The organism is Bradyrhizobium sp. USDA 4503, from assembly GCF_054055815.1.
Genome location: NZ_JBSRXS010000001.1, coordinates 658,961 through 683,570 on the forward strand (window position 1 = coordinate 658,961; position 24,610 = coordinate 683,570).

Below are 24,610 nucleotides of genomic sequence, written 5' to 3' on the forward strand. Positions count from 1 at the left end.
TCGCGGATGTGTCTCGACCAAATGCAAAAACCCGGCTTTGGGCCGGGCTCTTGTGCAGTGCAAATGCGGTTCGGCCGCCCGCGCTAGCGCGACGGCGCCGGCGCAGCCGCGCTCGGGGCGGGGAACGCGGAGTCCGCAGCGGCGGCGGCAGGCGCCGCAGCGGCAGCCGGTTTCGGCTTCTTCTTCCGTATCGGCTTCTTCGCCGCGCGCGGCGGCGGTCCGGCAGGCTGCAGCTCGGCGAACACCGGACTCGGATCCAGCGTCGTGGTGGCCGGCGTGGTGAAGTCGCCGGGAACGCGGGTCACGGTGACCGGAACGGTCGCCGGCTGGAACTTCGGCATGTTGAAGGTGACGGAGAAGTTGGTCTCCGGCGCCGGGATCGACACAGTGCAGGGCGTCTTGCAGCCCGGCCCGAGCGAGGTCACGGCATCGGCGCCCGGCGGGTTCGAATCCAGCTGCACCGGCATCGGCGGTGGCGCCGACTTGAACGAATCCAACGAGAAGGAGGAGCAGCCGGCCAGGCTCAGCCCGGCGGCCGCAATTACGATGATACGACGCATGATCCACACTCTACTGCGGCAATCAGCCACAATCCCCGGAGCGGACCATAGGTGCGTCGGAACAGAGGCGCAACAGCGGGGGCCCTGCTCGTTAAAGGATGGTTAATGGCGGAATCGCATGGCTAAATATTGCCGAGCGATATCAGTGTGTTGCGAAAAATTTATGCCGCGCTCAGGCTGGCGACGGCGTCCGGCAGATCGCGCATATGGCTGATCAGCCGGTCCGGCTTCAGCTCGGTCATCGGAACGTCGGTATAGCCAAAATCGACGCCGATCACCGGGACCTGGGCGCGCCTTGCGACCCCGACATCGGGGCCAGCATCGCCGACCATGATGGCGCCGGGCAGCCGGCCGCCGGCGCGGGCCACCGTCTCGCGCAGGAACGTCGGATCGGGTTTTGCGATGCCGAAGGTATCGGCGCCGCAGATCGCGGCGAAGCGCTTGGTCAGGCCGAGCCGGTCGAGCAGCAGCTTCGACAGCCATTCCAGCTTGTTGGTGCACACCGCAAAGCGATGGCCCTTTGCCTCGAGCCGGTCGAGCGCGGCCTCGAGCCCGTCGAACGGGCGCGAGCCGTCGGCGATATGCTCGGCATAATAGTCGACGAAATCCGCGGTCAAGCGGTCGAGGTCACCGACGCTGACCGCGCGTCCTTCCACCTCGAGCCCGCGTTCCAGCAGCTTGCGCGCGCCGGCGCCGATCATGTTGCGCGCGGCCGCCAGCGGCACCGGCCGCAGGCCCTCGCGGTCCAGCACGTGGTTCAGCGCGCCGATCAGATCGGGCGCGGTGTCGACCAGCGTGCCGTCGAGATCGAATACGACGATGGGGGGAGAGGAGGCGGACATGATGCTTTGGGCTATCGGGCCGGGCGCTGCGATGCAAGAGTAGATGTGGGCACGTCATGAGATAGGGGAGGCTGAGATGCGGGAACTTGCCGGAAAAGCCGCTTTCGTCACCGGCGCGGCCAGCGGAATCGGACTGGCGATGGCAACCGCCTTTGCTCGCGAGGGCATGAAGGTGATGCTCGCCGACATTGAAGCCGGTCCGCTGGACAAGGCCGTCGATGCGCTGCGCGCCGGCGGCGCGGATGCTCATGGCGTGGTCTGCGACGTTGCCGATCCCCTAAGCGTCGATCGCGCGGCGGAGGCATCGTTCCGCGCCTTCGGCAAGGTCCATGTCGTCTGCAACAATGCCGGCGTCGCGGCCGGCGGCGGCATTGACCCGATCTCGGTCGACGACTGGCGCTGGGTGATCGACGTCAATCTGATGGGCGTCGTGCACGGCATCAGGAGCTTCCTGCCGCACATCCGCGGGCACGGCGAGGGTGGCCATATCGTCAATACGGCTTCGATGGCCGGGATGAATGCCGGGCTTGGCTTGAGCCCGTATTCGGCGACCAAGTTCGCCGTCGTCAGCCTGTCCGAAGGGCTCGCCATGCAGCTCAGGCCGCTCGGGATCGGCGTCAGCGTGCTCTGTCCGAGCTTTGTGCGGACCCGGATCGGCGAGAGCGGGCGCAACCGCCCGGAGCAGTACGGCCCGACCCGTCAGCTCGATCCGGCAAGCCCGATGGCCGCTGTCGTCGCCGAGATCGCGCGACGCCTGGAGGCCGGTCTCGATCCGGCGTCGGTTGCAGGACATGTGCTGGCCGCGATCCGCGACGACCAGTTCTACATTTTCACCCACCCCGGGATGCGGGCCGAGGTCGAACAGCGCTTTTCGGCGATTTTGGCCGCGATGGACGCCGTTTCGGCCTAAAGACTGGTCCGCTTGCCGCTATTCCTGCCTGCAAAACGACGCTAGATATGCGCCCGCCGGGCCACCCGATGGCGGCCCGTAACGGACCAACCGAGGGGCTATCGGCACGTGGACATGGACGCACTGAAACGCCAGGCGGCGGCGCGCGCGCTCGAAGAGGTGCGCGACGGCATGAAGCTCGGGCTCGGCACCGGATCGACCGCGAAGCATTTCGTCGAGCTGCTCGGCGAGAAGGTCCGGTCGGGCATGAAGGTGATCGGCGTGCCGACCTCGGAAGCGACCCGCGCGGATGCGATCCGCTGCGGCATTCCGCTGACCACGCTGGACGAGATCGACCATCTCGACCTCACCATCGACGGCGCCGACGAGATCGACCCGGCGCTCAACCTGATCAAGGGCGGCGGCGGGGCGCTGCTGCGCGAGAAGATCGTCGCGGCCGCCAGTGATCGCATGATCGTGATCGCCGACGACAGCAAATGGGTCGACGTGCTCGGCCGCTTTCCGTTGCCGGTCGAGGTGATCCCGTTCGGGCTCGCCGCGACCCAGGCCGCGATGGCGCGGGCGTTTTCAGAGGCCGGCGTATCCGGCGAAATGCTGGTCCGTCAGGGCAAGGACGGTCACGTTTTTGTCACCGATGGCGGCCACTGGATCGTCGATGCCCATCTCGGCCGGATCGGCGATCCGCCGCGTCTTGCCGGTTTGCTCAGCGTGATTCCGGGCGTGGTCGAACACGGCCTGTTCATCGGGCTTGGCAGCGTCGCCGTGCTGGCCGGCGCGCAGGGAATTCGGGTTGTTGAACGGCCATGAGGCCGCAAGCAAGGAGACTTGGAATGAATCGCTTTTCGGGACTTTTGTCGGCTGCGGCCCTGGCGGCTGGACTGGCGCTCGCACCGGCGATGGCGCAGCAGCCGCAGCTGCCTCCCATGCCCCAGGTCAAGCAGTCGACCCCCGCGGCGATTGGGTACGCCAAGGAAATCCTTCAGATGAAGAACGTGCAGGTGATGTATGCCGGCGCCGTTCCTGGAATCATCGAGAAGACCAAGACCGGTCTGCTCCAGCAATACCTCAACTACCAGAAGGACCTCAACGAGGTCGCGCTCGTCATCGCCAAGAACCTGGGTGGCAGTGAGAAAGAAATCGGCGAAGGCATGGCGCAGCTTTACGCCGCCGAGTTCACCGAGCAGGAGCTGAAGGATCTCGTGATCTTCTACAAGACGCCGCTCGGTCAGAAGCTTCTGACCTCTGAGCCCAAGGCAATCAACGATTCGCTGCAATATATGCAGCAGTGGGCGCAGCAGTTTGGCGTGATCGTCAACGCCCAGTTCAAGGCCGAGATGAAGAAGCGCGGCAAGGATATCTAAACGACGCCTCAGCATGACGGGCGTCAAGTTGAGTGCGCCGCACTAATCTACGTCATTGCGAGCGAAGCGAAGCAATCCATTGTCCCACAAGCGGAGAGATGGATTGCTTCGTCGCTATCGCTCCTCGCAATGACGGCGGTGAAAGACTAGATGCCCTCAAGATGAGGGAAAGCAGTTGATCAAGCCGAATTCCGGCGATTAGAGCTGAGATTTACCATGGCCGAGTTTGACGTCGACCTGTTTGTCATCGGTGGTGGTTCGGGCGGCGTTCGTGCCGCCCGCATCGCCGCGGGTTACGGCGCGAAGGTCATGGTCGCCGAAGAGTACCGGATGGGCGGCACCTGCGTGATCCGCGGCTGCGTGCCGAAGAAGCTGTTCGTGATCGGCAGCCACGTCCACGACGAGATCGAGGACGCGGCCGGCTTCGGCTGGAGCATCGGGCAGGTCTCGTTCGACTGGGCCACTCTCGTCGCCAACAAGGACAAGGAGATCGCCCGGCTCGAGGGCGCCTACACCACCAACGTCGAGAAGTCGGGCGCACGGATCGCGAAGACCCGCGCGGTGCTTGAGGATGCCCACACCATCAGACTCGCCACCGGCGAGAAGGTGACGGCGAAGTACATCCTGATCGCGACCGGCGGCGCGCCCAATCACGGGCCAATCGTGCCCGGCATCGAGCACGTGATCTCCTCCAACGAGGCTTTTCACCTCAAGGAGCTGCCGAAGCGGATCGTGATCCAGGGCGGCGGCTACATCGCGCTGGAATTCGCCGGCATCTTCGCCGGCTTCGGCTCCAACGTCACGGTGATCTATCGCGGCGACAACATCCTGCGCGGCTTCGACGAGGACGTGCGCAAGCACGTCCGCGCCGAGATGGAGAAGCGCGGCATCACCATCATCACCGGCTGCACGGTGGCGAAGGTCGACAAGCACGGCCGTGACTTCACCACGCATTTGTCGAGCGGCTCGAGCATCGCCTCCGACCAGGTGATGTTCGCGATCGGCCGGCATCCCAATGTCGCCAATCTCGGGCTCGAGACCGCCGGCGTCGCCATCAATCCCGCCAATGGCGGCATCCAGGTCGACGGCTGGTCGAAGACCTCGGTCGACAACATCTACGCGGTCGGCGACGTCACCCACCGCACCAATCTGACGCCGGTTGCGATCCGCGAGGGCCATGCCTTCGCCGACACGGTGTTCGGCAAGCGCCCGGTCGAGGTCGACCACGCCACGATCCCGACTGCGGTGTTCTCGCAGCCGGAGGTCGGCACCGTCGGGCTCACGGAAGAGGAGGCGCGGGCGCAGTTCAGCCACGTCGACATCTACAAGACCGATTTCCGCCCGATCAAGGCGACGATGTCTGGCCGCGACACCCGCGTGCTGATGAAGCTCGTGGTCGACGGCGCGAGCGACCGCGTGCTCGGCTGCCACATCGTCGGCGATGGCGCCGCCGAAATCACCCAGGCCGTCGCGATCGCCGTCAAGATGAAGGCGACCAAGGCCGATTTCGACGCCACCATCGCGCTGCATCCGACCGCCTCCGAAGAGCTGGTGACGATGCGCACCCCGACCGCGCGCCACGTGCGCCAGGCGGCGGAATAGCGGTAGCCCGCAGGGGCCGGCGCTGCCGTCCTGGTGTTCTCCTGGCGATGGGGAACGGGGAATGAACCCTGCCTGACAGCCCAACGCCGCCCGCTTAAAATACATGCGGACGGCGCTGTCTCTAGCCCCAGGAAGGTTGGCAAAATCCTGATGAGTTTTTGTCTGCGGAAGCGGGGCAAAGGTTTCATACCTCAGAAGGGGTAGCGCGCCTCCGCAAGACCGGCGCCGACGGCCGTGCTTCGTGCCCGGGAATTAGGGCACCCTTGTTGACATGCACATCCGCCCGGGACTTTTCCTCAGGGTCGCTTCGCGCCCTCAAATCGAACGCGGTTTCCGGCGAATGGTCTGCGCAACGGCGCTTGTGCACAGGCGATGCGCCATCGGCGCGCGGCCGCCTCGCGCGCCTTGGAACCTTGCGCTATGCTGTCCGTTCCACTCTCAAACAGTTTGATGTCTCAAATTGAGGGAGCCGCGCATGAGAGGCCCAACCGAGCAGGAGATCCGGACCCGCGCCTACGAATTGTGGAAGGACGCCGGCGAGCCGCCGGGCAAGATGGATCAGCTCTGGTATCAGGCCGAAAAGGAACTGCTGGCGCGGCGGGCCACCAACGGCGAAGCGCCTTGCGACATCAACGGGCACAATGGGCCGAGTACATATCCGGAGAGGCTGAGGGGCGTGCATTGAGTGCGTCGCACGGCTGAGCTAACGAGTCCGGAAGGCTGGCCCGGACCCGGAGGCATCATGAGCGGCGCGATCGATCTTTCGCAGAAACTGTCGACATTCTCCGATCACTGGTCGCCGCGCACCGTGGGGCAATTCAATGCCTGCGACGTGATGGTGGTGAAGGTGCAGGGCGAGTTCGTCTGGCACAAGCATGACGACACTGACTACTTCTTCCTCGTGCTGAAAGGCATCCTCGACATCGAGCTGCGCGACCGCACCGTGACGCTAACGCCCGGCCAGATGTACATCGTGCCGAAGGGCGCCGAGCATCGGCCCGTCGCAAGGGAAGAGGTGCATCTGCTGCTGATCGAGTCGACGGGGACACCGAACACGGGCGATGCTGCGACGGCTGCGCCGCGGAAGGTGGTGTGAGGCTGGCAGGGTGGGCGGAGCGAAGCGATACCCATCATCTTGACCGCGAATCCGAGTTGAAGAGCAAAGCTCGCGCGATTCATGTCGCGAGAATGCGAAATTATGACTCGCCAGCAGCGCAATAAATGCGGCGTCGTCCCTGCTTTCGCAAACAACATGCTGCAGAGACGCCACTTCTTGCTGCACCGAGTCAATCTGTCGCGCCCCAAAACCGTGTAGACACGCTATTGCTTTCGCAGGGACGACGCCGGAGAGTGCCGCGTCTATCCCTCCGCCTCAATCCACTCCGCGGCACCGCGCCACAGCGCGTCGCGGTGGTCGCTGCGGAAGAAGCCGAGATGGCCGATCGCTTTTGCGCCGGCGTCGGCGGGACGGATCGAGATGATCTCCGGCGTGATCGACGTGAAGGCGGAGCACAGCAATTCGACCGCCGGCCGCGTTGCCCAGGTGTCGTCGGTCATGACAAGCGCGCGGAGCTTGCCCTTGAACTTCGGAAAATTCTCGCGCGCTGTCAGCGTGGCATCATCGAGCAGATAGCGCTCCCGCATCACCCAGCTCCGCCATTGCTCGAACGCGCCCCTCGGCAGGTCCATGCCGAGGCCGGCCCAAGCGGGGAGGTAACCGAGCGTGCGCGCCAGCGGCAGGCCGACGCCGGTCATGAAGGCGACGACGCGGTAGCGCTCGGGCGAGGCCATCAGCTTCCAATAGGCAGCCTGCGATGCGATCAGGAGCGCGCGCGGGATCTCGGCATTGTTGGCAAGCAGCCCGAGCGCCTGGCCGCCGAAGGAGTGGCCGACATAGGCGAAGGGGAGGCTGCGATAGCGCTCGCGCATCCAGCTCACCGCCGCGGTGGCGTCGAGCGCAGCCCAGTCCGCCATCGTGGTCTTGAAGCCGGCCAGTGATTTCGGCTTGTTGAGGCCGGTCGCCGCCATCGGCCGCTACCGCCGGTGCCGCGGTAGTCGTAGGTCAGTACCGCGGCGCCGCGGCGGGCGAGGTAGCCGGCGAAGCCGCGATAGACCTTGCGGGGCACGGCAGTCGCCGAATTGATCAGCACGGCCTGACGCCGCGTGCCGCGCGGCAGGAACAGCGTCGCGGCGAGCGGATAGCCGTCCGCGGCCGGCACGACGATGTCGTCGCTAAAAACGTCGTCCAGCGCGGCGGAGGCCACGGCGATTTCCCCGGCATTCATGCTATGCTCTACCAAATGCGAATTCGGATTTCCCTGCAAGGGCTTGACCAGATTGCAGGAATCCTTCTAGCGGGAAAGCGGGGCCCTGTGTATAAGCCGGGCTTTCGTCATGCCGTGATTAAGTTGCGGTTTTTGCTCAGGAGTTGACCTCATGTCCGAGCGGTGGACACCCGATAGCTGGCGCGCCAAGAAGGTGCTGCAGGTGCCCGATTATCCCGATGCCAAGGCATTGGCCGATGTCGAGGCCCAGCTGGCGACTTTTCCGCCGCTGGTGTTCGCGGGCGAGGCGCGTAGCCTGAAGAAGGCGCTGGGGCGGGTCGCCGCCGGCGAGGCCTTCCTGCTGCAGGGCGGCGACTGCGCCGAGAGCTTTGCCGAGCACGGCGCCAACAACATCCGCGACTTCTTCCGCGTCCTGTTGCAGATGGCGGTCGTGCTGACCTATGCTGGCGCGCTGCCGGTGGTGAAGGTCGGCCGGATCGCCGGCCAGTTCGCCAAGCCGCGCTCGTCGCCGACCGAGAAGCAGGGCGACGTCGAGCTGCCGAGCTATCGCGGCGACATCGTCAACGACATCGCCTTCACCCCGGAAGCGCGCATTCCCGATCCGCAGCGCCAGCTGATGGCTTATCGGCAATCCGCCGCGACGCTGAACCTGCTGCGCGCGTTCGCCACCGGTGGTTTCGCCAATCTCGGCAGCGTGCATCAGTGGATGCTCGGCTTCCTGAAGGATTCGCCGCAATCACGCCGCTACAAGGAGCTGGCCGACCGTATCTCGGATGCGCTGAACTTCATGCGCGCCTGCGGCCTCGACCTCGAGAGCCATCCCGAGCTGCGCGCCACCGATTTCTACACCAGCCACGAGGCGCTGCTGCTCGGCTACGAGCAGGCGATGACGCGGGTCGATTCCACCACCGGCGACTGGTACGCGACCTCCGGCCACATGATCTGGATCGGCGACCGAACCCGTCAGCTCGATCACGGCCATGTCGAATATTTCCGCGGCATCAAGAACCCGATCGGCCTGAAATGCGGCCCGTCGCTGAAGCCGGACGAACTGTTGAAGCTGATCGACATCCTCAATCCCGACGATGAGCCGGGGCGCCTGACCCTGATCAACCGGTTCGGCGCCGACAAGGTCGGCGACCATCTGCCAGGCCTGATCCGCGCCGTGCAGCGGGAAGGGCGCAAGGTGGTGTGGTCGTGCGATCCGATGCACGGCAACACCATCACCTCGACCTCGGGCTACAAGACGCGGCCGTTCGATCGCGTGCTGTCGGAGGTGAGGTCGTTCTTCCAGATCCACGCTGCCGAAGGCACCCATGCCGGCGGCGTGCACCTGGAGATGACCGGACAGGACGTCACCGAATGCATCGGCGGCGCGCGCGCCATCACCGATGAGGACCTCAACGACCGCTACCACACGGTCTGCGATCCCCGTCTTAATGCCGAACAGTCGATCGACATGGCCTTCCTGATCGCCGAACTCCTGAAGCAGGAGCGCGCCGGCAAAGTCAAGCCGATGCCGGCCGCTGCGGGGTTGTGATTGGGGCTGTGGCTTGGGCAGGCAGTGACTTGGACTTGGGGGCCGTGACTTGCTGAGGTTCTGGCGAGCCACCATCAACTCGCGCAACGGGCTGGCATTCGCCATTCGCTCGGAGCAGGCGATTCGCGAGGAGGTGGTGGCGCTGGCGCTGTCGCTGCCGCTGGCCTGGCTGGTCGGCGCCACCGTGATGCGCCGGGTCGAATTGGTTGCGACCGTGGTGCTGGTGCTCGTCATCGAGCTGCTCAACACCGCGATCGAGAAGCTAGCCGATCGCCTGACCATGGATCACGATCCGCAGATCGGGCGGGTCAAGGACATGGGCTCGGCCGCGGTCGGCGTCGCGCTCGTCATGGCCGGGCTGTTCTGGCTGTTCGCCCTCGCCGAACGCATGGGCGCGTTCTGATTCCCGAGCATGATCCGGAAACGTGGGAACCGGTTTTCCGATCAGATCATGCTCAAAAGAAGCTCCCGCCGGTCATGGCGTGATTTCTGCAATCGCACCATGACTGGAAGATGATTGAAGTTTGCTGTTGTGCAGGACAACTTAAGCGTATGAGCGAACAACAGATCAAGATTACCCTGGCGCAACTCAATCCGACGGTCGGTGACGTCACCGGCAACGCCGCGAGGGCGCGCGCCGCGCGCGAGAAAGCCAAGGCCGACGGCGCCGACCTCGTGGTGCTGTCGGAACTGTTCATCGCCGGCTACCCGCCGGAGGATCTGGTGCTCAAGCCGGCGTTCCAGTCGGCCTGCCGCGCCGCGATCGAGGAACTGGCGCGCGAGACCAGGGATGGTGGCCCAGCGATGCTGATCGGCACGCCGTGGGTCGAGGACGGCAAGCTCTACAATGCCTGCGCGCTGCTCGACGGCGGCCGCATCGCCGCGCTGCGCTTCAAGGCCAATCTGCCGAATTACGGCGTGTTCGACGAGAAGCGGCTGTTCGCGCGCGGCCCGGCGCCGGGCCCGGTGACGGTGCGCGGCGTGCGTATCGGCGTGCCGATCTGCGAGGACATCTGGCTCGAGGAGTCCGAAGAATACGAGAACGTCGTCGAATGTCTCGCCGAGACCGGCGCCGAGATTCTCGTGGTGCCGAACGGCTCGCCCTATGCCCGCGACAAGGCCGACCTCAGGCTGTCGATCGTCGTCGCGCGCGTCACTGAGAGCGGGCTGCCGCTGGTCTATCTCAACGAGGTCGGCGGCCAGGACGAGCTGATCTTCGACGGCGCCTCGTTCGCGCTGAATGCCGATCTTTCCGTCGCGGCGCAGCTTCCGGCGTTCGAGGAGAACATCACGACGCTGACCTGGCGCAAGACCGCCGACGGCTGGCGCTGCAACGGGCCGATCACGGCGCAGCTCGAGGGCGACAAGGCCGATTACGCGGCCTGCGTGCTCGGTCTGCGCGACTATGTCCGCAAGAACGGTTTTCCCGGCGTGCTGCTCGGCGTCTCCGGCGGCATCGACTCGGCGCTGTGCGCGGCGATCGCGGTCGATGCGCTCGGCGCCGACAAGGTGCGCGGCGTGATGCTGCCGTTCCGCTACACCGCGCAGGTGTCGCTCGACGATGCCGCCAAGCTCGCCGCGGCGCTCGGCATCCGCTACGAGATCCTGCCGATCGCCGATGCCGTGAACGGCTTCGAGACGATTCTGGCGCCGGTGTTCAAGGGGCTGGACCGCGACATCACCGAGGAGAATTTGCAGGCGCGCGCCCGCGGCACGCTGTTGATGGCGATCTCCAACAAGACCGGCGCCATGGTGGTGACCACCGGCAACAAGTCGGAGATGTCGGTCGGCTACGCCACGCTGTACGGCGACATGAACGGCGGCTTCAATCCGATCAAGGACATCTACAAGACCGAGGTGTTTCGCCTGTCGAGCCTGCGCAATGGCTGGAAGCCGGACGGCGCGCTCGGGCCGTCAGGCGAGGTGATCCCGGTCAACATCATCATCCGGCCGCCGACCGCCGAGTTGCGCGAGAACCAGACCGACCAGGATTCGCTGCCGCCCTACGACGTGCTGGACGCGATCCTCGAGCGGCTGGTGGAGCGCGAGGAGCCGCTGGCGACCATCATCGAAGCCGGCTTCGACCGCGACGTGGTGGCCCGGGTCGATCGCCTGCTCAACATCGCCGAATACAAGCGGCGGCAGGCGGCGCCGGGGGTGAAGGTGACGCGGAAGAACTTCGGCCGCGACCGCCGCTATCCCATCACCAACCGCTTCCGCGATTTCGGCAAGGCGCTGCCGGCGCCCGACGAGACGCTGGTGGCGCGCACCTCGCGCGCGTCGGCGGAAGCGTTCGAGGGCTGAACTCTTCTTACCGCTTGGGAATGAAGGTCGGGCCGACGGTGCGGATCTGGCCGTCGCTCGCCGGCGCGGCCGGTGCCGCGGCGTCAGCGGCGGCGGGCTGCTGTTGAGCTGCGGCTGCGGGCGCGCCCTTCTTGCCGGCGGCGGCCTTGGTCTGGGCGCGCTGCTGCATCTTCCGCGCGCTCTCCTCGGTGACGATGATGTCACCCTGCTGCTCGGCGGACGCCTTGTCGTCGACCGCCTTCAGCGCCTCGGCCCAGCTCTGGCCGGCCGGCTTGCAGGAGCAGGACGGATTGAACTCGGTGCGGTACTTGAAGGCGTTCGGCAGCGACGAGTAGGACACGCCGCTGATCGAGACCGCCTGGTTGATGTCCTCGCCGGGATTTCGGTAGGTGAACAGGCTGGCATCCGCGGCAGGGCACTGCGCCTTGCAGATCTGCTCGTCGGCGGCGAAGCGCGCCTGCACGGTCGCGAACGAGATCGGGAAATAGGCGCCGTCGCAGGTGCGGACGCAGACGGTGCGGAAGGTCCCGGACTGGGCGCCATACTGCGCATCGGGCGGGGGCAGCGGATTGTTGGGATTGCCGCCGCCACCGCCGCCGAACAGGTTCTCGAGGAAGTTGCCGGGGCCACGCGCGGCCGCGGCATATTGCGGGCCGCAATTATTCTGCGCCAGCGCGGTCAGGACCGAGCGGCGCTGGTTCTCGCGGTCGGCGCCGCCGAGCCCGCCGGAGCGCAGCCGCTCGAGATTGGCGGTGATCTGGTCGAGATTGGCGCGCATCTGCTGGATCTGGGTGTTGACCGGACCGCACTGCGCCGAATTGTTGTTGAAGAGCGAGAAGAACCCGGAGCTGTCGCAGCCCATGCGCCGGGCCTGCGCCGTCACGCGATCGAGCTCACCCTGCTGCCGGGTTGCCGCGTCCTGGTAGCGGCGGATCTGCTCGTCCTTGGCCGGGTCGCCGGAGCCGCCGCCGCGGTCGATCGCCGCCAGCTGGCCTTCGAGCCGGCCGCACATCGGATTGGCCTGCGGATTGGGCTGTGGCGCGCCTTGCGGAGCCGGACCGGGCGGGCCGGGCGGCACTTGCGCCAGGGCATGCGTGGCGGGCAGGGACATGCCGGCCAGCACGGCGCAACTCAGAAACCAGCGGGAGAAGCGAGAACGGGAGCTATTGGGCATATCCGGCCATTAAAACGACGCCGCGCGGCGATCAACGCCAAAGCGCGCGGGCAAGGCCGCTGCAATAGCCGTTTCTCGGGGCAGCGTCACGTCGTTTCCGGGGCGCCGGTGTGGCAATAACCCCGTCTGGCCAGCGGCTTGGCTCAGCGCTGGCAGGTGATGGCGACGAATTCACCACAGCTGTTGCCGTTGCATTTTTCATTCGCGGCGTGCGGAACCGCACCGGTGATCTCGTCGGGATCGACGCGGCGGTAATTGGTGGCCTGCGCAAAATCGCGTGACCGGCAATAGGCGCGGGCGGCGGAGGCACCGCAGCGATCGCCGCGGGCGAGGCACTGGTCGATGCCGTAGCCGTCGGCCTGGTTGGCGACGATGAAGACGCGGCTGTCGGCCAGCGCGGCCGAGGAAACAAGGAAGGACGGAGCAACAAAGAGCGTGCAGGCAATCAATGCTGAAACAGGCCGCATGGTGCACCAGTGAAAATGGCGGGGAATCCGCAAGCGACCGGATACGCCCAAATCCTTAATAATGATTAACCATGAGGGCGTTGACGTGATTTCGGTGCGGAGCGGGTGGCTAACCGCCCGAAAACAGCCCCTTGACGCAATAATGGGGCCGTGAGACATGGTGGAACCATGAACGGCCACCTCGCCATCTGCAGCATTTGCCGCGAGATTATGAGCTAGCGATTCGCTGGCTGAGGCCGTCTTTTCTCAACACATGAGAGCATTGGACCGCCCGGCCGCAAGGGAACGGTTTCCATGGATTTGCGCCTCTACGATACGCTGACCCGGGAGAAGCGGCCGTTTGTGCCGCTCGATGCCGACAACGTCCGCATGTATGCCTGCGGACCGACGGTCTACGACTTCGCCCATATCGGCAACGGCCGCGCCGCCATCGTTTTCGACGTGCTGTTTCGCGTGCTGCGCCATCGCTATGGCGCCGATCACGTGACCTATGTCCGCAACGTCACCGACGTCGACGACAAGATCAACGTCCGCGCCGCGCGGGATTATCCCGGCGTGCCGCTGAACGAGGCGATCCGCAAGGTCACCGAGCAGACCTATCAGCAGTATCAGGACGACGTCACGGCGCTCGGCTGCTTGCCGCCGACCGTGCAGCCGCGCGCGACCGAGCACATCCCGGAGATGCGCGCCATCATCGAGAAGCTGGTTGCCGGCGGCTTTGCCTATGTCGCCGAGGATCACGTGCTGTTCTCGCCGCAGGCGATGAACGCGGCCAACTCGATGTTGCCGCGTTACGGCGCGCTGTCGAAGCGTTCGCTCGACGAGATGATCGCCGGCGCCCGCGTCGATGTCGCGCCCTACAAGCGCGACAACACCGATTTCGTGCTGTGGAAGCCGTCGAAGCCGGGCGAGCCGTCATGGCCGTCGCCCGCAGGCATCAAGGTCGAGGGCCGCCCCGGCTGGCACATCGAGTGCTCGGCAATGGCCTGGAAGCATCTCGGCGAGAAGTTCGACATTCATGGCGGCGGCATCGACCTGGTGTTCCCGCACCATGAGAACGAGCTCGCCCAGACCTGCTGCGCGTTCCACTCCGACCGCATGGCCAATGTCTGGATGCACAACGGTTTCCTGCAGATCGAAAGCGAGAAGATGTCGAAGTCGCTCGGCAACTTCTTCACGATCCGCGATCTGTTGGCCGATTGGCCCGGCGAGGTGCTGCGGCTTGCCATGCTGAAGACGCATTATCGTTCGCCGCTCGACTGGACCGCCAAGGCCACCGAGGAGGCCGCGAAGACACTCGACGACTGGTACGCGGTCGCGGCCGACGCCGATCCCGGCGCGCCGTCGCCGGCGATGGTCGAGGCGCTCTACGACGACCTCAATACGGCGCAGGCGATGGCCGTGCTGCACGGCCTGCGCGGTGCAGCGTCGAGCAGCGAACAGAGCCGCAGGGAGTTTGCCGGCTCGCTCCGGCTGCTCGGCTTCCTGTCGGAGAGCGCGGCCGCGTGGGAGGCCCGCAAGCAGCAGGCGAGCGGTGTCGATGCCGCCGCGGTGGAAGCACTGATCACCGAGCGCACCGCGGCGCGGGCCCGCAAGGACTTCAAGGAGTCGGATCGGATCCGCGATCAGCTCGCCGCGATGGGCGTGGCGATCAAGGACGGAAAGGATGCCGAAGGAAAGCCGATCACCACCTGGGAGGTCGCGCGATGAGCCGCTCCGCGCCCGCCTTGCGCCCGTATCTGCCCGACGACGGGCCGCTGCTGGCGACGATCTTCGCGGCCTCGATCATGGACCTGACCGGCGACGACTACAGCGAGGCGCAGCAGGAAGCCTGGGCGATGGCCGCCGACGACGAGGCGGCCTTCGGCAAGAAGCTCGCCGGCCAGCTCACGCTGATCGCGACCTTGCAGGGCGCCCCGGTCGGTTTCGCCTCGCTGAAGGGCGCCGATCTCATCGACATGCTCTATGTGCATCCGAGCGCGGTCGGGCAGGGTGTCGGCAGCGCGCTGTGCGATGCGCTGGAGAAAATCGCGAGCGCCCGCGGTACCAAGACCCTGAAGGTCGATGCCAGCGACACCGCGCTGGAATTCTTCCGCAAGCGCGGCTACGTCGCCCAGCAGCGCAACTCGGTCACTATCAACGACGAGTGGCTCGCCAACACCACGATGCAGAAGCAGCTCGATGGTGTCGCGACCCCGGGAGGCCACGCGTGAGCCGCGAGCGCCTCTATCTGTTCGACACCACGCTGCGCGACGGCGCGCAGACCAATGGCGTCGACTTCACCCTGCAGGACAAGCACGTGATATCAGGCATGCTCGACGCGCTCGGCATCGACTATGTCGAGGGCGGCTATCCCGGCGCCAATCCGACCGACACCGAGTTCTTCAGCAAGAAGCCTGCGTTCGACCACGCACGCTTCACCGCCTTCGGCATGACGCGGCGGCCGGGCCGCTCGGCGTCGAACGATCTCGGGCTTGCCGGCATCCTCGAGGCCAAGGCGGACGCGATCTGCTTCGTCGCGAAATCCTCCGCCTACCAGGTCCGCGTCGCGCTCGAGACCACGAATGAGGAGAACCTCGCCTCGATCCGCGATAGCGTCGCGGCCGCGAAGGCGCTCGGCCGCGAGGTGATGGTCGACTGCGAGCATTTCTTCGACGGCTACAAGGAGAACCGCGACTACGCGCTCGCCTGCGCCAAGGCGGCCTATCAGGCCGGCGCCCGCTGGGTGGTGCTGTGCGACACCAATGGCGGCACCATGCCGCATGAGATCGAGACCATCGTCGGCGAAGTCATCAAGCAGGTGCCCGGCGCCCATCTCGGCATCCACGCCCATAACGACACCGAGCAGGCGGTGGCGAATTCGCTCGCCGCGGTGCGGGCCGGCGCGCGGCAGATCCAGGGCACGCTCAACGGCCTCGGCGAGCGCTGCGGCAACGCCAACCTCTGCTCACTGATCCCGACCTTGAAGCTGAAGCAGGAGTTTGCCGACAGGTTCGAGATCGGCGTCACCACGGAGAAGCTGGCGACGCTGATGAAGGTGTCGCGCACGCTCGACGACATGCTGAACCGCGCGCCCAACCGCCATGCGGCCTATGTCGGCGAAAGCGCATTCGTCACCAAGACCGGCATCCATGCCTCGGCTGTCATGAAGGATCCGCAGACCTATGAGCACGTGCTGCCGGATTCCGTCGGCAATCACCGCAAGGTGCTGGTGTCCGATCAGGCCGGCCGCTCCAACGTGATGGCCGAGCTCGACCGTGCCGGCATCGCCTATGACAAGAGCGATCCGCGGCTGACGCGGCTGGTCGAGGAATTGAAGGAGCGCGAGGCCGCGGGCTTCGCCTATGAATCAGCCAACGCGTCGTTCGATCTCTTGGCGCGCCGCACGCTCGGCAAGGTGCCGGAATATTTCAAGGTCGAGCAGTTCGACGTCAATGTCGAGCAGCGCTACAACGCTAACGGCCAGCGCGTCACCGTGGCGCTCGCGGTGGTGAAGGTCGATGTCGACGGCGAGCGGCTGATCTCGGCCGCCGAAGGCAACGGCCCGGTCAACGCGCTCGACGTCGCGCTGCGCAAGGACCTCGGAAAATACCAGAAATATATCGATGGCCTGAAGCTGATCGACTACCGCGTGCGTATCCTCAATGGCGGCACCGAGGCGGTCACGCGCGTTCTGATCGAAAGCGAGGACGAGACCGGCGAGAGCTGGACCACGGTCGGCGTCTCGCCCAACATCATCGACGCCTCGTTCCAGGCGCTGATGGATTCGGTGTTCTACAAGCTGGTGAAGTCAGGCGCGCAGGCGTGAGTGATTGAGCCGTCATTCCGGGGCGATGCGAAGCAGCGAACCCGGAATCCCGAGATTCCGGGTCTGGTCCTTCGGACCATCCCGGAATGACAACGGGGAGGGAGTATCCATGATCGACCACGTCTCCGTCGGCGTCCGCGATCTGGAACGGGCCGCGCGGTTTTACGAGCCGACGCTGGCCGCGCTTGGCCTGAGCCGCCTCGTCACGCGGCCGGCGACGATCGGCTTCGGCAAGGCCTATCCCGAGTTCTGGATCAATCTGCGCGCCACGATGGCGCAGGTGCCGCATGAGAGCGGCACCCATATCTGCCTGCGCGCGAAGACCACCGCGGAGGTCGATGCCTTTCACGCCGCCGCGCTGGCGTCCGGCGGCCTCTCCGATGGTCCTCCGGGCCTGCGCCCGCACGACCGCGTGCGCTACTATGCGGCCTTCGTCCTCGATCCCGACGGCAACCGCATCGAGGCCGTGACGTTTCCGAGCGAGTAGTAAGGATTTCAGGCTAGCACTTGTCTCGACCCGTCATCCTGAGGAGCGCGTAGCGCGTCTCGAAGGATGCACGGCCACCAGCGGAGGCTTCGAGACGGCCGCTCTGCGGCCTCCTCAGCATGACGGTCATGGAGCCGAAAGTGCGGCGAACAGTTACAGCCGCCGCGCCACTTCGGGCGCGAGATCCTTCGCGGCCTCGGGCGTGCGTGCCACCGCCGAACGCAGCCGCGGCAGGATCTCGTCGATGCGATCGGCCATCAGCACGTTGATCGGCAGCGTCGGGCGGATGAACTCGGTCATGCGCATGTGGTTCAAAAGCGAGAGCAGGGGCTCCCAGAAATTGTCGATGTTGGCGAGCAGGATCGGCTTGTGGTGACGGCCGAGCTGCTGCCAGGTCAATTGCTCGACCAGCTCTTCCAGCGTGCCGATGCCGCCCGGCAGCGCGACGAACGCATCCGAGCGCTCGAACATCAGGCGCTTGCGCTCATGCATGTCGGGCGTGACGATCATCTCCTGAACCGAGGTCAGCGCGTTCTCGCGCGCGCGCAGGAATTCGGGAATGATGCCGGTGACGGAGCCGCCGTGATCGAGCGTCGATCTCGCGACCGCGCCCATCAGGCCGATCGAGCCGCCGCCATAGACCAGGCGCACGTTGCTTTCGGCAAAGCTCTTGCCGAGCGCGACGGCAGCTTCAACGAAACGGGGATTGTTACCGGGGCCGGAGCCGCAATAAACACAGACAGTCTTGATTTGGTTCATACGTTCCTTGTGGCACTGCAGCGTAAACAGGGTCAAGACTCCCATATGGGGATTGAGGGCCAAAAAATCCCGTAAATTCCCGCGAATCGCGAACAATTTTCGTCATAAGCCTGTACGCCGCGTTCAAACGATCTATATGACGGGCACAATGGCAAACCGTGGAAAAGATGTGGCAGCGGACCGCCGCGCCGTGACCGCGCGGGCGGGCGCCTGATGGTGCCGCCGCAACAGAGTGTGACCGGCGCCGCACAGCCCACGGCCACGCCGCCGGCCGCCGAGAAGGGGACGCTGCTCGGCACCCTCGTTCATCTCTGGCCCTACATCTGGCCCGGCGATCGCGCCGATTTGAAGACGCGCGTGATCTGGTCGGTGGTGCTGCTGCTGTTCGCCAAGCTCGCCACGCTGTCGGTGCCGTTCACCTTCAAATGGGCGATCGATGCGCTGAACGGCACCGGCTCGGCGCCGGTTGCGGCCTCGAACTGGGTGGTATGGCTGATCGCCTCGCCGGTGCTGATGACGATCAGCTACGGCGCGGTGCGCATCGTCATGGCGGTGCTGACGCAGTGGCGCGACGGCATCTTCGCCCGCGTCGCGATGCATGCGGTGCGGCGGCTCGCCTATATCACCTTCGTGCATATGCACGAACTGTCGCTGCGCTTCCATCTCGAGCGCAAGACCGGCGGCCTGACCCGCGTGCTGGAGCGCGGCCGCTCCGGCATCGAGACCATCGTGCGGATGGTGATCCTGCAGCTGATCCCGACCATCGTCGAGGTCGCGCTGCTGGCGGCGGTGCTGCTCTGGCAGTTCGACTGGCGCTACGTGCTCGCGGTGCTGCTCACCGTCGTCGTGTTCATGTACTTCACCTATATCGCGACCGAGTGGCGGATCGAGATCCGCCGCAGGATGAACGATTCCGACACCGAGGCGAACACCAAGGCGATCGACTCGCTGCTCAACTACGAGACGGTGAAATATTTCGGCGCCGAAGAGCGCGAGGCGCGGCGCTACGACCGCTCGATGGAGCGCTACGAGCAGGCGAGCGTCAAGACCTACACCTCGCTCGCCGTGCTCAACACCGGGCAGGCGATCATCTTCACCGCGGGGCTGACCGCGACCATGCTGATGTGCGCGTTCGGCATCCGCAACGGCACCCACACTGTCGGCGATTTCGTGCTGATCAATTCGATGATGATCCAGCTTTACCAGCCGCTGAATTTCATGGGCATGGTCTATCGCGAGATCAAGCAGGCGATCATCGACATCGAGAAGATGTTCGACGTGCTGGCGCGCGATCCCGAGGTGAGGGACATTCCGGGGGCCAAGCCGCTCGCGGTGTCATCCGGCAGCGTGCGGTTCGAGGATGTCCGCTTCTCCTACGAGGCGGACCGGCCGATCCTCAAGGGCCTGAGCTTCGAGGTGCCGGCCGGCAAGACGGTTGCGATCGTCGGTCCCTCCGGCGCCGGCAAGTCGACGATCTCGCGGCTGCTGTTCCGCCTCTACGACGTCTCGAGCGGCCGCATCCTGATCGACGGCCAGGACATCAAGACCGTGACGCAGGCCTCGCTGCGCTCGGCGATCGGCATGGTGCCGCAGGACACCGTGCTGTTCAACGACACCATCCGCTACAACATCCGCTATGGCCGCTGGGATGCCGGCGACGACGAGGTGGAGGAGGCGGCGCGCCTCGCGCAGATCGACGGCTTCATCCGGATGTCGCCGCAGGGCTATGAGACGCAGGTCGGCGAGCGCGGCCTGAAACTCTCCGGCGGCGAGAAGCAGCGCGTTGCGATCGCGCGCACGGTGCTGAAGGCGCCGCCGATCCTGGTGCTGGACGAGGCGACCTCCGCGCTCGACAGCCACACCGAGCACGAGATCCAGGGCGCGCTGGAGCGGGTCTCGCGCAACCGCACCTCGCTGGTGATCGCGCACCGGCTGTCGACCATCGTCGGCGCCGACGAGATCATCGTGCTGGACCAGGGCCGGATCGCCGAGCGCGGCACCCACGCGCGGCTTTTGGCCGCCGACGGCCTCTATGCCAGCATGTGGAACCGGCAACGCGAGGCCGAGGAGGCCCGCGAACGGCTCGCCCAGGTCGATGACGACGGCACCGCGCCGAATCGGCTGCCGCCGGCGGTCACCGAAACGTCGGAGGATTCCAGCCCTGATGCGGGTGAGAAACCCTTGCCGACCGCCGCGGAATAGTCGATTTAGGGCCTCTCCCGCCAAATGGGGCGGGGAAACGCAAGCGAGCTCTGATGTCGATCGCCAATTCCATCCGCGCGCAGATCCCGCCGATCCACCCCGAGGGCTATCCCTTCATTGGCGGCTTCGCTCTGGCGAGCCTGATCCTGTTCTGGATCTGGACCCCGCTGGGCTGGATCGGGACGCTGCTGACCGTCTGGTGCGCGCTGTTCTTCCGCGATCCGGTTCGCGTGACGCCGCTGCGCGACGGCATCGTGGTATCGCCGGCCGACGGCCGCGTCTCGATGGTGGTGCAGGCGCTGCCGCCGGCCGAGCTCGGGCTCGGCGACAAGCCGCTGCCGCGTGTCTCGGTATTCATGAGCGTGTTCAACTGCCATGTGAACCGCAGCCCGGTGGTCGGCCGCATCGACCGCATTGCCTACCGGCCCGGCGCCTTCATCAATGCCGAGCTCGACAAGGCGAGCGAGGACAATGAGCGCAATTCGCTCGTGATCTCGACCTCCAACGGGCGCATTGGCGTGGTCCAGATCGCAGGCCTCGTGGCGCGGCGCATCGTCTGCTTCGTCAAGGAGGGCCAGTCGATCGGCGCCGGCGAGCGCTTCGGCCTGATCCGCTTCGGCTCGCGGCTCGACGTCTATCTGCCCGAGGGCACCAAGGCGCTGGTCTCGGAGGGGCAGACCGCGGTCGCCGGCGAGACGATTCTGGCGGATTTCCGCAACGCCGATCCGGGCCGGACTTACCGCGCCGATTAACTCTGTTTCGCCAGCCCCATCAGCCGGTTCCCGCCGCGATGGCGGAGCCGGACGGCGCTTGCTATATTCATCAGGCCATGACGCCATTCGATCCGAATTCCACCGAGTATCGCCGCCGCCGGTTCCGCCCGATCCCGGTGCGGATGCTGGTGCCGAACATGATCACGCTGCTGGCGATTTGCGCCGGGCTGACCGCGATCCGGCTGTCGACGGAAGGGCGGATGGAGCTGGCGGTCGCCGCCATCGTGTTCGCCGCGATCCTCGACGGCATCGACGGCCGCGTCGCGCGCATGATCAAGGGCCAGTCGAAATTCGGCGCCGAACTCGACAGCCTCGCCGACTTCGTCAATTTCGGCGTCGCGCCGGGCCTGATCCTGTATTTCTGGCAGCTGCATGAATTGAACAATGGCGGCTGGATCGCCGCGATGGTGTTCGCGATCTCCGGCGGCCTGCGGCTTGCGCGCTTCAATGCCTCGATCGACGATCCGAACAAGCCGGCGTTTGCCGCCAACTATTTCACTGGCGTGCCGGCGCCGGCCGGTGCGATCACCGTGCTGCTGCCGATCTATCTCGCCTTCCTCGGCGTGCCGATGCCGCCGGCGACGCTGACGGCGTTCTACACGCTGTTGATCGCCTTCCTGATGGTGTCGCGGCTGCCGGTGTTCTCCGGCAAGACCGTGAAGATGCGCGTGCCGCCGGAAATGGTGCTGCCGGTGTTCGTGTCGGTGGTGTTCATCGTCGCGCTGCTGATCGGCTATCCTTGGCACATCCTGTCGGCGGGCTCGGTGCTCTATCTGATCAGCCTGCCCTGGGGCTGGAAGTCCTACCGCGACCAAGAGCGCCAGCTTGCAGCGCAGACGCAGGCTGCAAGCGCGCCGGTGGCGGCGCAGGCCGCTGCTCCCTATACGGCGCCGGTCGCGGAGAGTGACCACGACGATCGTCCGACGCATCTGCACTGAGTGCGCCCTCGGTAGTCGACCGTCATCCTGAGGTGCGAGCCTTGCGGCGCAATTGCGCCGCCGGGCGAGCCTCGAAGGATGAACGGCCCGGCTCCGAGATTGGGGCCGTCGACCCTTCGAGGGCCGCTGAAGAAGCGGCCACTTCCAGCGACAACGGTTTCGCCGTTGCGCGGGGGTGACGGTGATAGAGTGGTTTCATTCCAGCAAATATCAGCCATGAGCGTGCCTCGGTTGGGTTCGCCTGCGATCTCGGCTATAGGCTGAGAACGGCCCGCTCGAGCATGATCCGGAAAAGTGGAGACCGGTTTTCCGAAAAGATCATGCTCAAACAAAGAAATGAGATCATGATGCGTTTCCCTGGAAACGCATCATGATCTGACGCCAAAAATCAGGAGAGAAACGCCGTGACGACATCCGCTTCCGCCCCGCTTCCTGCTTCCGTCCTTGAAGCGTTGGCGCGCTACGACACGCCGACGATCTGCAACGCGATGGAGATCGTCGCGCCGGAGCGCCGTCTGATCGGCTACACCGTGAAGCCGCTGGTCTGCCCGTTCCCGACGCTGCCGCCGATGGTCGGCTACGCCCGCACCACGACGATCCGCTCGGTGCTGAAATCCGGCCTCTCGGCCGAGGAGCAGTCGAAGCGCCGCATCGAATATTACGAATATGTCGGCACCGGCTTCGGCCCGCGCATCTCTGTCATCCAGGACATCGACGGCCCGGACGTCGGCTATGGTGCGTTCTGGGGCGAGGTGCAGAGCAACGTGCACAAGGCGCTCGGCTGCCTCGGCGTCATCACCGACGGCTCGATCCGCGACATCCCGCAATGGGCGCCGGGCTTCCAGGCGCTGGCCGGCTCGATCGGCCCGTCGCACGCCTGGGTGCATGCCGAGAGCTTTGGCGGCGAGGTCCGCGTCGCCGGCATGACGGTGCGATCCGACGATCTGATCCACGCCGACAGCCACGGCGCCATCGTGATCCCCTATGAGGTCGCGGCGAAGCTGCCCGAGGCCGCCGAACTCTGCGGCCGCCGCGAGACCCCGATCCTGGACATCGCGCGCAGCAAGGATTTCTCACTGGAGAAGCTGAAGGACGCGCTGAAGCGTTCGGCGGAGATCCACTGAGGCAGCACGCGTTGTCGATTTGCAGAGCGGCGGGCCGGAGGGCCCGCCGTTTTGCTTTCGGTGTCAGGCCGGAGCCACCTTCGCGATCTCGTTCGCCCCGCGAACCGTCATGTCGATGGCGACATAGAGGATCACGGCGAGGCCGACATAGGCGATCCAGCGGTGGTTCTGCAGCAGCCGCGCGATGAAGGAGGCGGCCGCGCCCATCATCGCGATCGAGAGCGCGAGGCCGAACACCAGCACGATCGGCTGCTCGCGCGCCGCACCCGCGACCGCCAGCACGTTGTCGAGCGACATCGAGACGTCGGCAACGATGATCTGCGTGGTGGCCTGCCACAGCGTCTTGCGCTGGCCCTTTGCGCCATCGGCGTGTTCGGCCGTGGTCTCGTGCGCGTCGGCGCGCAGCTCGCGCCACATCTTCCAGCACACCCACAATAGCAGGATGCCGCCGGCCAGCAGCAGGCCGACGATCTGCATCAATTGCGTGGTGACCAGCGCGAACAGGATGCGCAGCAGTGTCGCGGCACCGATGCCGATCAGGATCGCCTTGCCGCGCTGCTTCTCCGGCAGGCCGGCCGCGGCAAGGCCGATCACGACGGCGTTGTCACCGGCCAGCACGAGGTCGATGACGACGACCTGCAGCAATGCGCTGAGGGCGTCGAGTGAAAACAACTCGGGCGAAAATAGTTCGGACATGGGTCATGTTCCCCTTGAGGTCGGGGAGCGGACCCTTTTCGACGAAACCGGCTCTTGCCGTCATGCGGACGGCAAATCCACCGCGACACTTATCGCGTCACGGGTCGAAGCAGGGCCACTCCAACTGAGTTCCAGTCCGACATCGCAGCTTGTGGCTGCCAGAGGGGCCCGGCCTGGGATTACGGTCGTGACACCGGACGCATTGCTGCTTCTTCCTCGAAGAACAGCGCCGCCTGATCCGGTTCGCCGAGGATCGCCGCTGCGCACCCCATGAAGGTGAACGCGCCGGCAAAATCCCACAGCGTGAGGTTCGCCACGGTTGAGCGCGCGTGGATCACGCGCGCCGCAATCGCAGCAATGGCTGCCTGGACGAACAACAACAGGCTGAGAACGGGCAGCACGAGTGCAGGCTCAACCAGACGGAGCGTCAGGACGATCGGCAGCGCGGTCAGCGCGCCGAACAACAGCAGCATGCCGAACGGCTCCAGAGAGGGAGTCTTTCGCAGCATCGTGTCTGGAATGATCGAGGACATTCCGGTCCTTTACCGATCCTGACTTGTCGTTCACGTCGAGGATATCAGAACGCGATCTCCTTGACGCGCGACGCGGCGCCGCGCGACCGCCGGCCGCGCGACAAGATGTACTTATGCGGTTCCGGAGAAGGCCCGAGCCCCCGGGGGGGGTGATCCTGGACGCCATTTTGGCACCGCCAGCGCGGTGGCATGCCATGGCAAAGTCCGTGCGGCGCCTTTATCTTTGCTGACAGCGCTGGGCGAAC

Annotated in this window: 24 protein-coding genes and 1 pseudogene; 17 read left to right on the forward strand and 8 right to left on the reverse strand. The window is 65.6% G+C overall.

Annotation, left to right across the window (positions count from 1 at the left end):
- Window positions 1-83: 83 nt before the first annotated feature.
- Together ACVMIH_RS03110 and ACVMIH_RS03115 are read right to left on the reverse strand one after the other, a co-directional pair.
- On the reverse strand, window positions 84-560 hold the full coding sequence (locus tag ACVMIH_RS03110; protein WP_456860724.1) for a hypothetical protein: 477 nt from the start codon (window positions 558-560) through the stop codon (window positions 84-86).
- A gap of 161 nt (window positions 561-721) precedes the next feature.
- Window positions 722-1,402, reverse strand: coding sequence for an HAD hydrolase-like protein (locus ACVMIH_RS03115; protein ID WP_168858326.1), 681 nt, complete (start codon window positions 1,400-1,402; stop codon window positions 722-724).
- A gap of 76 nt (window positions 1,403-1,478) precedes the next feature.
- On the opposite strand from ACVMIH_RS03115, the gene ACVMIH_RS03120 reads away from it, so the two are divergent.
- The 6 genes from ACVMIH_RS03120 to ACVMIH_RS03145 all read left to right on the forward strand — a co-directional run bounded on the left by ACVMIH_RS03120 (window position 1,479) and on the right by ACVMIH_RS03145 (window position 6,371).
- On the forward strand, window positions 1,479-2,312 hold the full coding sequence (locus ACVMIH_RS03120) for an SDR family NAD(P)-dependent oxidoreductase (RefSeq protein ID WP_057017258.1): 834 nt from the start codon (window positions 1,479-1,481) through the stop codon (window positions 2,310-2,312).
- Between the two features lie 108 nt (window positions 2,313-2,420).
- Complete coding sequence (gene rpiA, locus ACVMIH_RS03125) at window positions 2,421-3,119, forward strand: ribose-5-phosphate isomerase RpiA (protein WP_156436204.1); 699 nt, start codon at window positions 2,421-2,423, stop codon at window positions 3,117-3,119.
- A gap of 23 nt (window positions 3,120-3,142) precedes the next feature.
- Window positions 3,143-3,673, forward strand: coding sequence for a DUF2059 domain-containing protein (locus ACVMIH_RS03130; RefSeq protein WP_057017260.1), 531 nt, complete (start codon window positions 3,143-3,145; stop codon window positions 3,671-3,673).
- Between the two features lie 216 nt (window positions 3,674-3,889).
- Window positions 3,890-5,275 carry a glutathione-disulfide reductase gene (gene gor, locus ACVMIH_RS03135; protein ID WP_456860726.1) on the forward strand — a complete coding sequence of 462 codons (1,386 nt, stop codon included), beginning with the start codon at window positions 3,890-3,892 and terminating at the stop codon, window positions 5,273-5,275.
- 475 nt (window positions 5,276-5,750) lie between these two features.
- Window positions 5,751-5,960 (forward strand): DUF2934 domain-containing protein, encoded by a 210-nt coding sequence (locus ACVMIH_RS03140; RefSeq protein WP_057017262.1) that lies wholly within the window; start codon window positions 5,751-5,753, stop codon window positions 5,958-5,960.
- A 57-nt stretch (window positions 5,961-6,017) separates the two neighbouring features.
- Entirely contained in the window at window positions 6,018-6,371 is a 354-nt protein-coding gene (locus ACVMIH_RS03145; protein ID WP_456860728.1) for a cupin domain-containing protein, read from the forward strand.
- Between the two features lie 263 nt (window positions 6,372-6,634).
- Here the strand turns inward: ACVMIH_RS03145 and ACVMIH_RS03150 are convergent.
- Window positions 6,635-7,560, reverse strand: a pseudogene (locus tag ACVMIH_RS03150) (alpha/beta hydrolase family protein).
- Between the two features lie 151 nt (window positions 7,561-7,711).
- Between ACVMIH_RS03150 and ACVMIH_RS03155 the strand changes: the two are divergent.
- The 3 genes from ACVMIH_RS03155 to ACVMIH_RS03165 all read left to right on the forward strand — a co-directional run bounded on the left by ACVMIH_RS03155 (window position 7,712) and on the right by ACVMIH_RS03165 (window position 11,404).
- Window positions 7,712-9,100, forward strand: a complete 1,389-nt coding sequence (locus tag ACVMIH_RS03155; protein ID WP_028334252.1) for a class II 3-deoxy-7-phosphoheptulonate synthase — start codon at window positions 7,712-7,714, stop codon at window positions 9,098-9,100.
- A gap of 49 nt (window positions 9,101-9,149) precedes the next feature.
- Window positions 9,150-9,503 (forward strand): diacylglycerol kinase, encoded by a 354-nt coding sequence (locus ACVMIH_RS03160; protein WP_028334253.1) that lies wholly within the window; start codon window positions 9,150-9,152, stop codon window positions 9,501-9,503.
- Window positions 9,504-9,652: 149 nt separating this feature from the next.
- Complete coding sequence (locus ACVMIH_RS03165; RefSeq protein WP_057017264.1) at window positions 9,653-11,404, forward strand: NAD+ synthase; 1,752 nt, start codon at window positions 9,653-9,655, stop codon at window positions 11,402-11,404.
- A 7-nt stretch (window positions 11,405-11,411) separates the two neighbouring features.
- Here ACVMIH_RS03165 and ACVMIH_RS03170 read toward each other — a convergent pair whose 3' ends face one another.
- Together ACVMIH_RS03170 and ACVMIH_RS03175 are read right to left on the reverse strand one after the other, a co-directional pair.
- The gene (locus tag ACVMIH_RS03170; protein WP_076826456.1) at window positions 11,412-12,578 is read right to left on the reverse strand and encodes a DUF2865 domain-containing protein; all 1,167 of its coding nucleotides are present in this window, start codon (window positions 12,576-12,578) and stop codon (window positions 11,412-11,414) included.
- 143 nt (window positions 12,579-12,721) lie between these two features.
- On the reverse strand, window positions 12,722-13,045 hold the full coding sequence (locus ACVMIH_RS03175) for a hypothetical protein (RefSeq protein ID WP_057017266.1): 324 nt from the start codon (window positions 13,043-13,045) through the stop codon (window positions 12,722-12,724).
- A 294-nt stretch (window positions 13,046-13,339) separates the two neighbouring features.
- Here ACVMIH_RS03175 and cysS point away from each other — a divergent pair, with 294 nt between their 5' ends.
- The 4 genes from cysS (at window position 13,340) to ACVMIH_RS03195 (ending at window position 17,340) form a co-directional block, all read left to right on the forward strand.
- A complete protein-coding gene (gene cysS, locus ACVMIH_RS03180; protein WP_057017267.1) occupies window positions 13,340-14,755 on the forward strand; it encodes a cysteine--tRNA ligase in 1,416 nt (471 codons plus the stop codon).
- Window positions 14,752-15,258 carry a GNAT family N-acetyltransferase gene (locus ACVMIH_RS03185; protein ID WP_057017268.1) on the forward strand — a complete coding sequence of 169 codons (507 nt, stop codon included), beginning with the start codon at window positions 14,752-14,754 and terminating at the stop codon, window positions 15,256-15,258. Before cysS ends, ACVMIH_RS03185 begins: the two co-directional genes overlap by 4 nt.
- Window positions 15,255-16,853, forward strand: coding sequence for a citramalate synthase (gene cimA, locus ACVMIH_RS03190; protein WP_456860730.1), 1,599 nt, complete (start codon window positions 15,255-15,257; stop codon window positions 16,851-16,853). Before ACVMIH_RS03185 ends, cimA begins: the two co-directional genes overlap by 4 nt.
- A gap of 109 nt (window positions 16,854-16,962) precedes the next feature.
- Window positions 16,963-17,340, forward strand: coding sequence for a VOC family protein (locus tag ACVMIH_RS03195; protein WP_229192507.1), 378 nt, complete (start codon window positions 16,963-16,965; stop codon window positions 17,338-17,340).
- A 153-nt stretch (window positions 17,341-17,493) separates the two neighbouring features.
- Here ACVMIH_RS03195 and ACVMIH_RS03200 read toward each other — a convergent pair whose 3' ends face one another.
- Window positions 17,494-18,099: an LOG family protein gene (locus tag ACVMIH_RS03200; RefSeq protein WP_057017305.1), complete on the reverse strand. Its 606-nt coding sequence runs from the start codon at window positions 18,097-18,099 to the stop codon at window positions 17,494-17,496.
- A 213-nt stretch (window positions 18,100-18,312) separates the two neighbouring features.
- Here ACVMIH_RS03200 and ACVMIH_RS03205 point away from each other — a divergent pair, with 213 nt between their 5' ends.
- The 4 genes from ACVMIH_RS03205 to ACVMIH_RS03220 all read left to right on the forward strand — a co-directional run bounded on the left by ACVMIH_RS03205 (window position 18,313) and on the right by ACVMIH_RS03220 (window position 23,136).
- Window positions 18,313-20,301, forward strand: a complete 1,989-nt coding sequence (locus ACVMIH_RS03205; RefSeq protein WP_057017271.1) for an ABCB family ABC transporter ATP-binding protein/permease — start codon at window positions 18,313-18,315, stop codon at window positions 20,299-20,301.
- 53 nt (window positions 20,302-20,354) lie between these two features.
- On the forward strand, window positions 20,355-21,053 hold the full coding sequence (locus ACVMIH_RS03210; protein WP_016846296.1) for a phosphatidylserine decarboxylase: 699 nt from the start codon (window positions 20,355-20,357) through the stop codon (window positions 21,051-21,053).
- 77 nt (window positions 21,054-21,130) lie between these two features.
- Window positions 21,131-22,012 (forward strand): CDP-diacylglycerol--serine O-phosphatidyltransferase, encoded by an 882-nt coding sequence (gene pssA / locus ACVMIH_RS03215; protein ID WP_253587153.1) that lies wholly within the window; start codon window positions 21,131-21,133, stop codon window positions 22,010-22,012.
- 404 nt (window positions 22,013-22,416) lie between these two features.
- Complete coding sequence (locus ACVMIH_RS03220) at window positions 22,417-23,136, forward strand: RraA family protein (RefSeq protein ID WP_028344569.1); 720 nt, start codon at window positions 22,417-22,419, stop codon at window positions 23,134-23,136.
- Window positions 23,137-23,199: 63 nt separating this feature from the next.
- Here ACVMIH_RS03220 and ACVMIH_RS03225 read toward each other — a convergent pair whose 3' ends face one another.
- Window positions 23,200-23,832 (reverse strand): TerC family protein, encoded by a 633-nt coding sequence (locus ACVMIH_RS03225; protein WP_057017273.1) that lies wholly within the window; start codon window positions 23,830-23,832, stop codon window positions 23,200-23,202.
- 179 nt (window positions 23,833-24,011) lie between these two features.
- Entirely contained in the window at window positions 24,012-24,365 is a 354-nt protein-coding gene (locus ACVMIH_RS03230) for a hypothetical protein (RefSeq protein ID WP_082653787.1), read from the reverse strand.
- Window positions 24,366-24,610 lie beyond the last annotated feature (245 nt).

What these genes read in the sequence shown, in the direction of transcription:
- ACVMIH_RS03110 (WP_456860724.1), bottom strand. Translation starts at nt 560, where the DNA reads ATGCGTCGTATCATCGTAATTGCGGCCGCCGGGCTGAGCCTGGCCGGC.
- ACVMIH_RS03115 (WP_168858326.1), bottom strand. Translation starts at nt 1,402, where the DNA reads ATGTCCGCCTCCTCTCCCCCCATCGTCGTATTCGATCTCGACGGCACG.
- ACVMIH_RS03120 (WP_057017258.1), top strand. Translation starts at nt 1,479, where the DNA reads ATGCGGGAACTTGCCGGAAAAGCCGCTTTCGTCACCGGCGCGGCCAGC.
- ACVMIH_RS03130 (WP_057017260.1), top strand. Translation starts at nt 3,143, where the DNA reads ATGAATCGCTTTTCGGGACTTTTGTCGGCTGCGGCCCTGGCGGCTGGA.
- gor (WP_456860726.1), top strand. Translation starts at nt 3,890, where the DNA reads ATGGCCGAGTTTGACGTCGACCTGTTTGTCATCGGTGGTGGTTCGGGC.
- ACVMIH_RS03140 (WP_057017262.1), top strand. Translation starts at nt 5,751, where the DNA reads ATGAGAGGCCCAACCGAGCAGGAGATCCGGACCCGCGCCTACGAATTG.
- ACVMIH_RS03145 (WP_456860728.1), top strand. Translation starts at nt 6,018, where the DNA reads ATGAGCGGCGCGATCGATCTTTCGCAGAAACTGTCGACATTCTCCGAT.
- ACVMIH_RS03155 (WP_028334252.1), top strand. Translation starts at nt 7,712, where the DNA reads ATGTCCGAGCGGTGGACACCCGATAGCTGGCGCGCCAAGAAGGTGCTG.
- ACVMIH_RS03165 (WP_057017264.1), top strand. Translation starts at nt 9,653, where the DNA reads ATGAGCGAACAACAGATCAAGATTACCCTGGCGCAACTCAATCCGACG.
- ACVMIH_RS03170 (WP_076826456.1), bottom strand. Translation starts at nt 12,578, where the DNA reads ATGCCCAATAGCTCCCGTTCTCGCTTCTCCCGCTGGTTTCTGAGTTGC.
- ACVMIH_RS03175 (WP_057017266.1), bottom strand. Translation starts at nt 13,045, where the DNA reads ATGCGGCCTGTTTCAGCATTGATTGCCTGCACGCTCTTTGTTGCTCCG.
- cysS (WP_057017267.1), top strand. Translation starts at nt 13,340, where the DNA reads ATGGATTTGCGCCTCTACGATACGCTGACCCGGGAGAAGCGGCCGTTT.
- ACVMIH_RS03185 (WP_057017268.1), top strand. Translation starts at nt 14,752, where the DNA reads ATGAGCCGCTCCGCGCCCGCCTTGCGCCCGTATCTGCCCGACGACGGG.
- ACVMIH_RS03195 (WP_229192507.1), top strand. Translation starts at nt 16,963, where the DNA reads ATGATCGACCACGTCTCCGTCGGCGTCCGCGATCTGGAACGGGCCGCG.
- ACVMIH_RS03200 (WP_057017305.1), bottom strand. Translation starts at nt 18,099, where the DNA reads ATGAACCAAATCAAGACTGTCTGTGTTTATTGCGGCTCCGGCCCCGGT.
- ACVMIH_RS03205 (WP_057017271.1), top strand. Translation starts at nt 18,313, where the DNA reads ATGGTGCCGCCGCAACAGAGTGTGACCGGCGCCGCACAGCCCACGGCC.
- ACVMIH_RS03210 (WP_016846296.1), top strand. Translation starts at nt 20,355, where the DNA reads ATGTCGATCGCCAATTCCATCCGCGCGCAGATCCCGCCGATCCACCCC.
- pssA (WP_253587153.1), top strand. Translation starts at nt 21,131, where the DNA reads ATGACGCCATTCGATCCGAATTCCACCGAGTATCGCCGCCGCCGGTTC.
- ACVMIH_RS03225 (WP_057017273.1), bottom strand. Translation starts at nt 23,832, where the DNA reads ATGTCCGAACTATTTTCGCCCGAGTTGTTTTCACTCGACGCCCTCAGC.
- ACVMIH_RS03230 (WP_082653787.1), bottom strand. Translation starts at nt 24,365, where the DNA reads ATGTCCTCGATCATTCCAGACACGATGCTGCGAAAGACTCCCTCTCTG.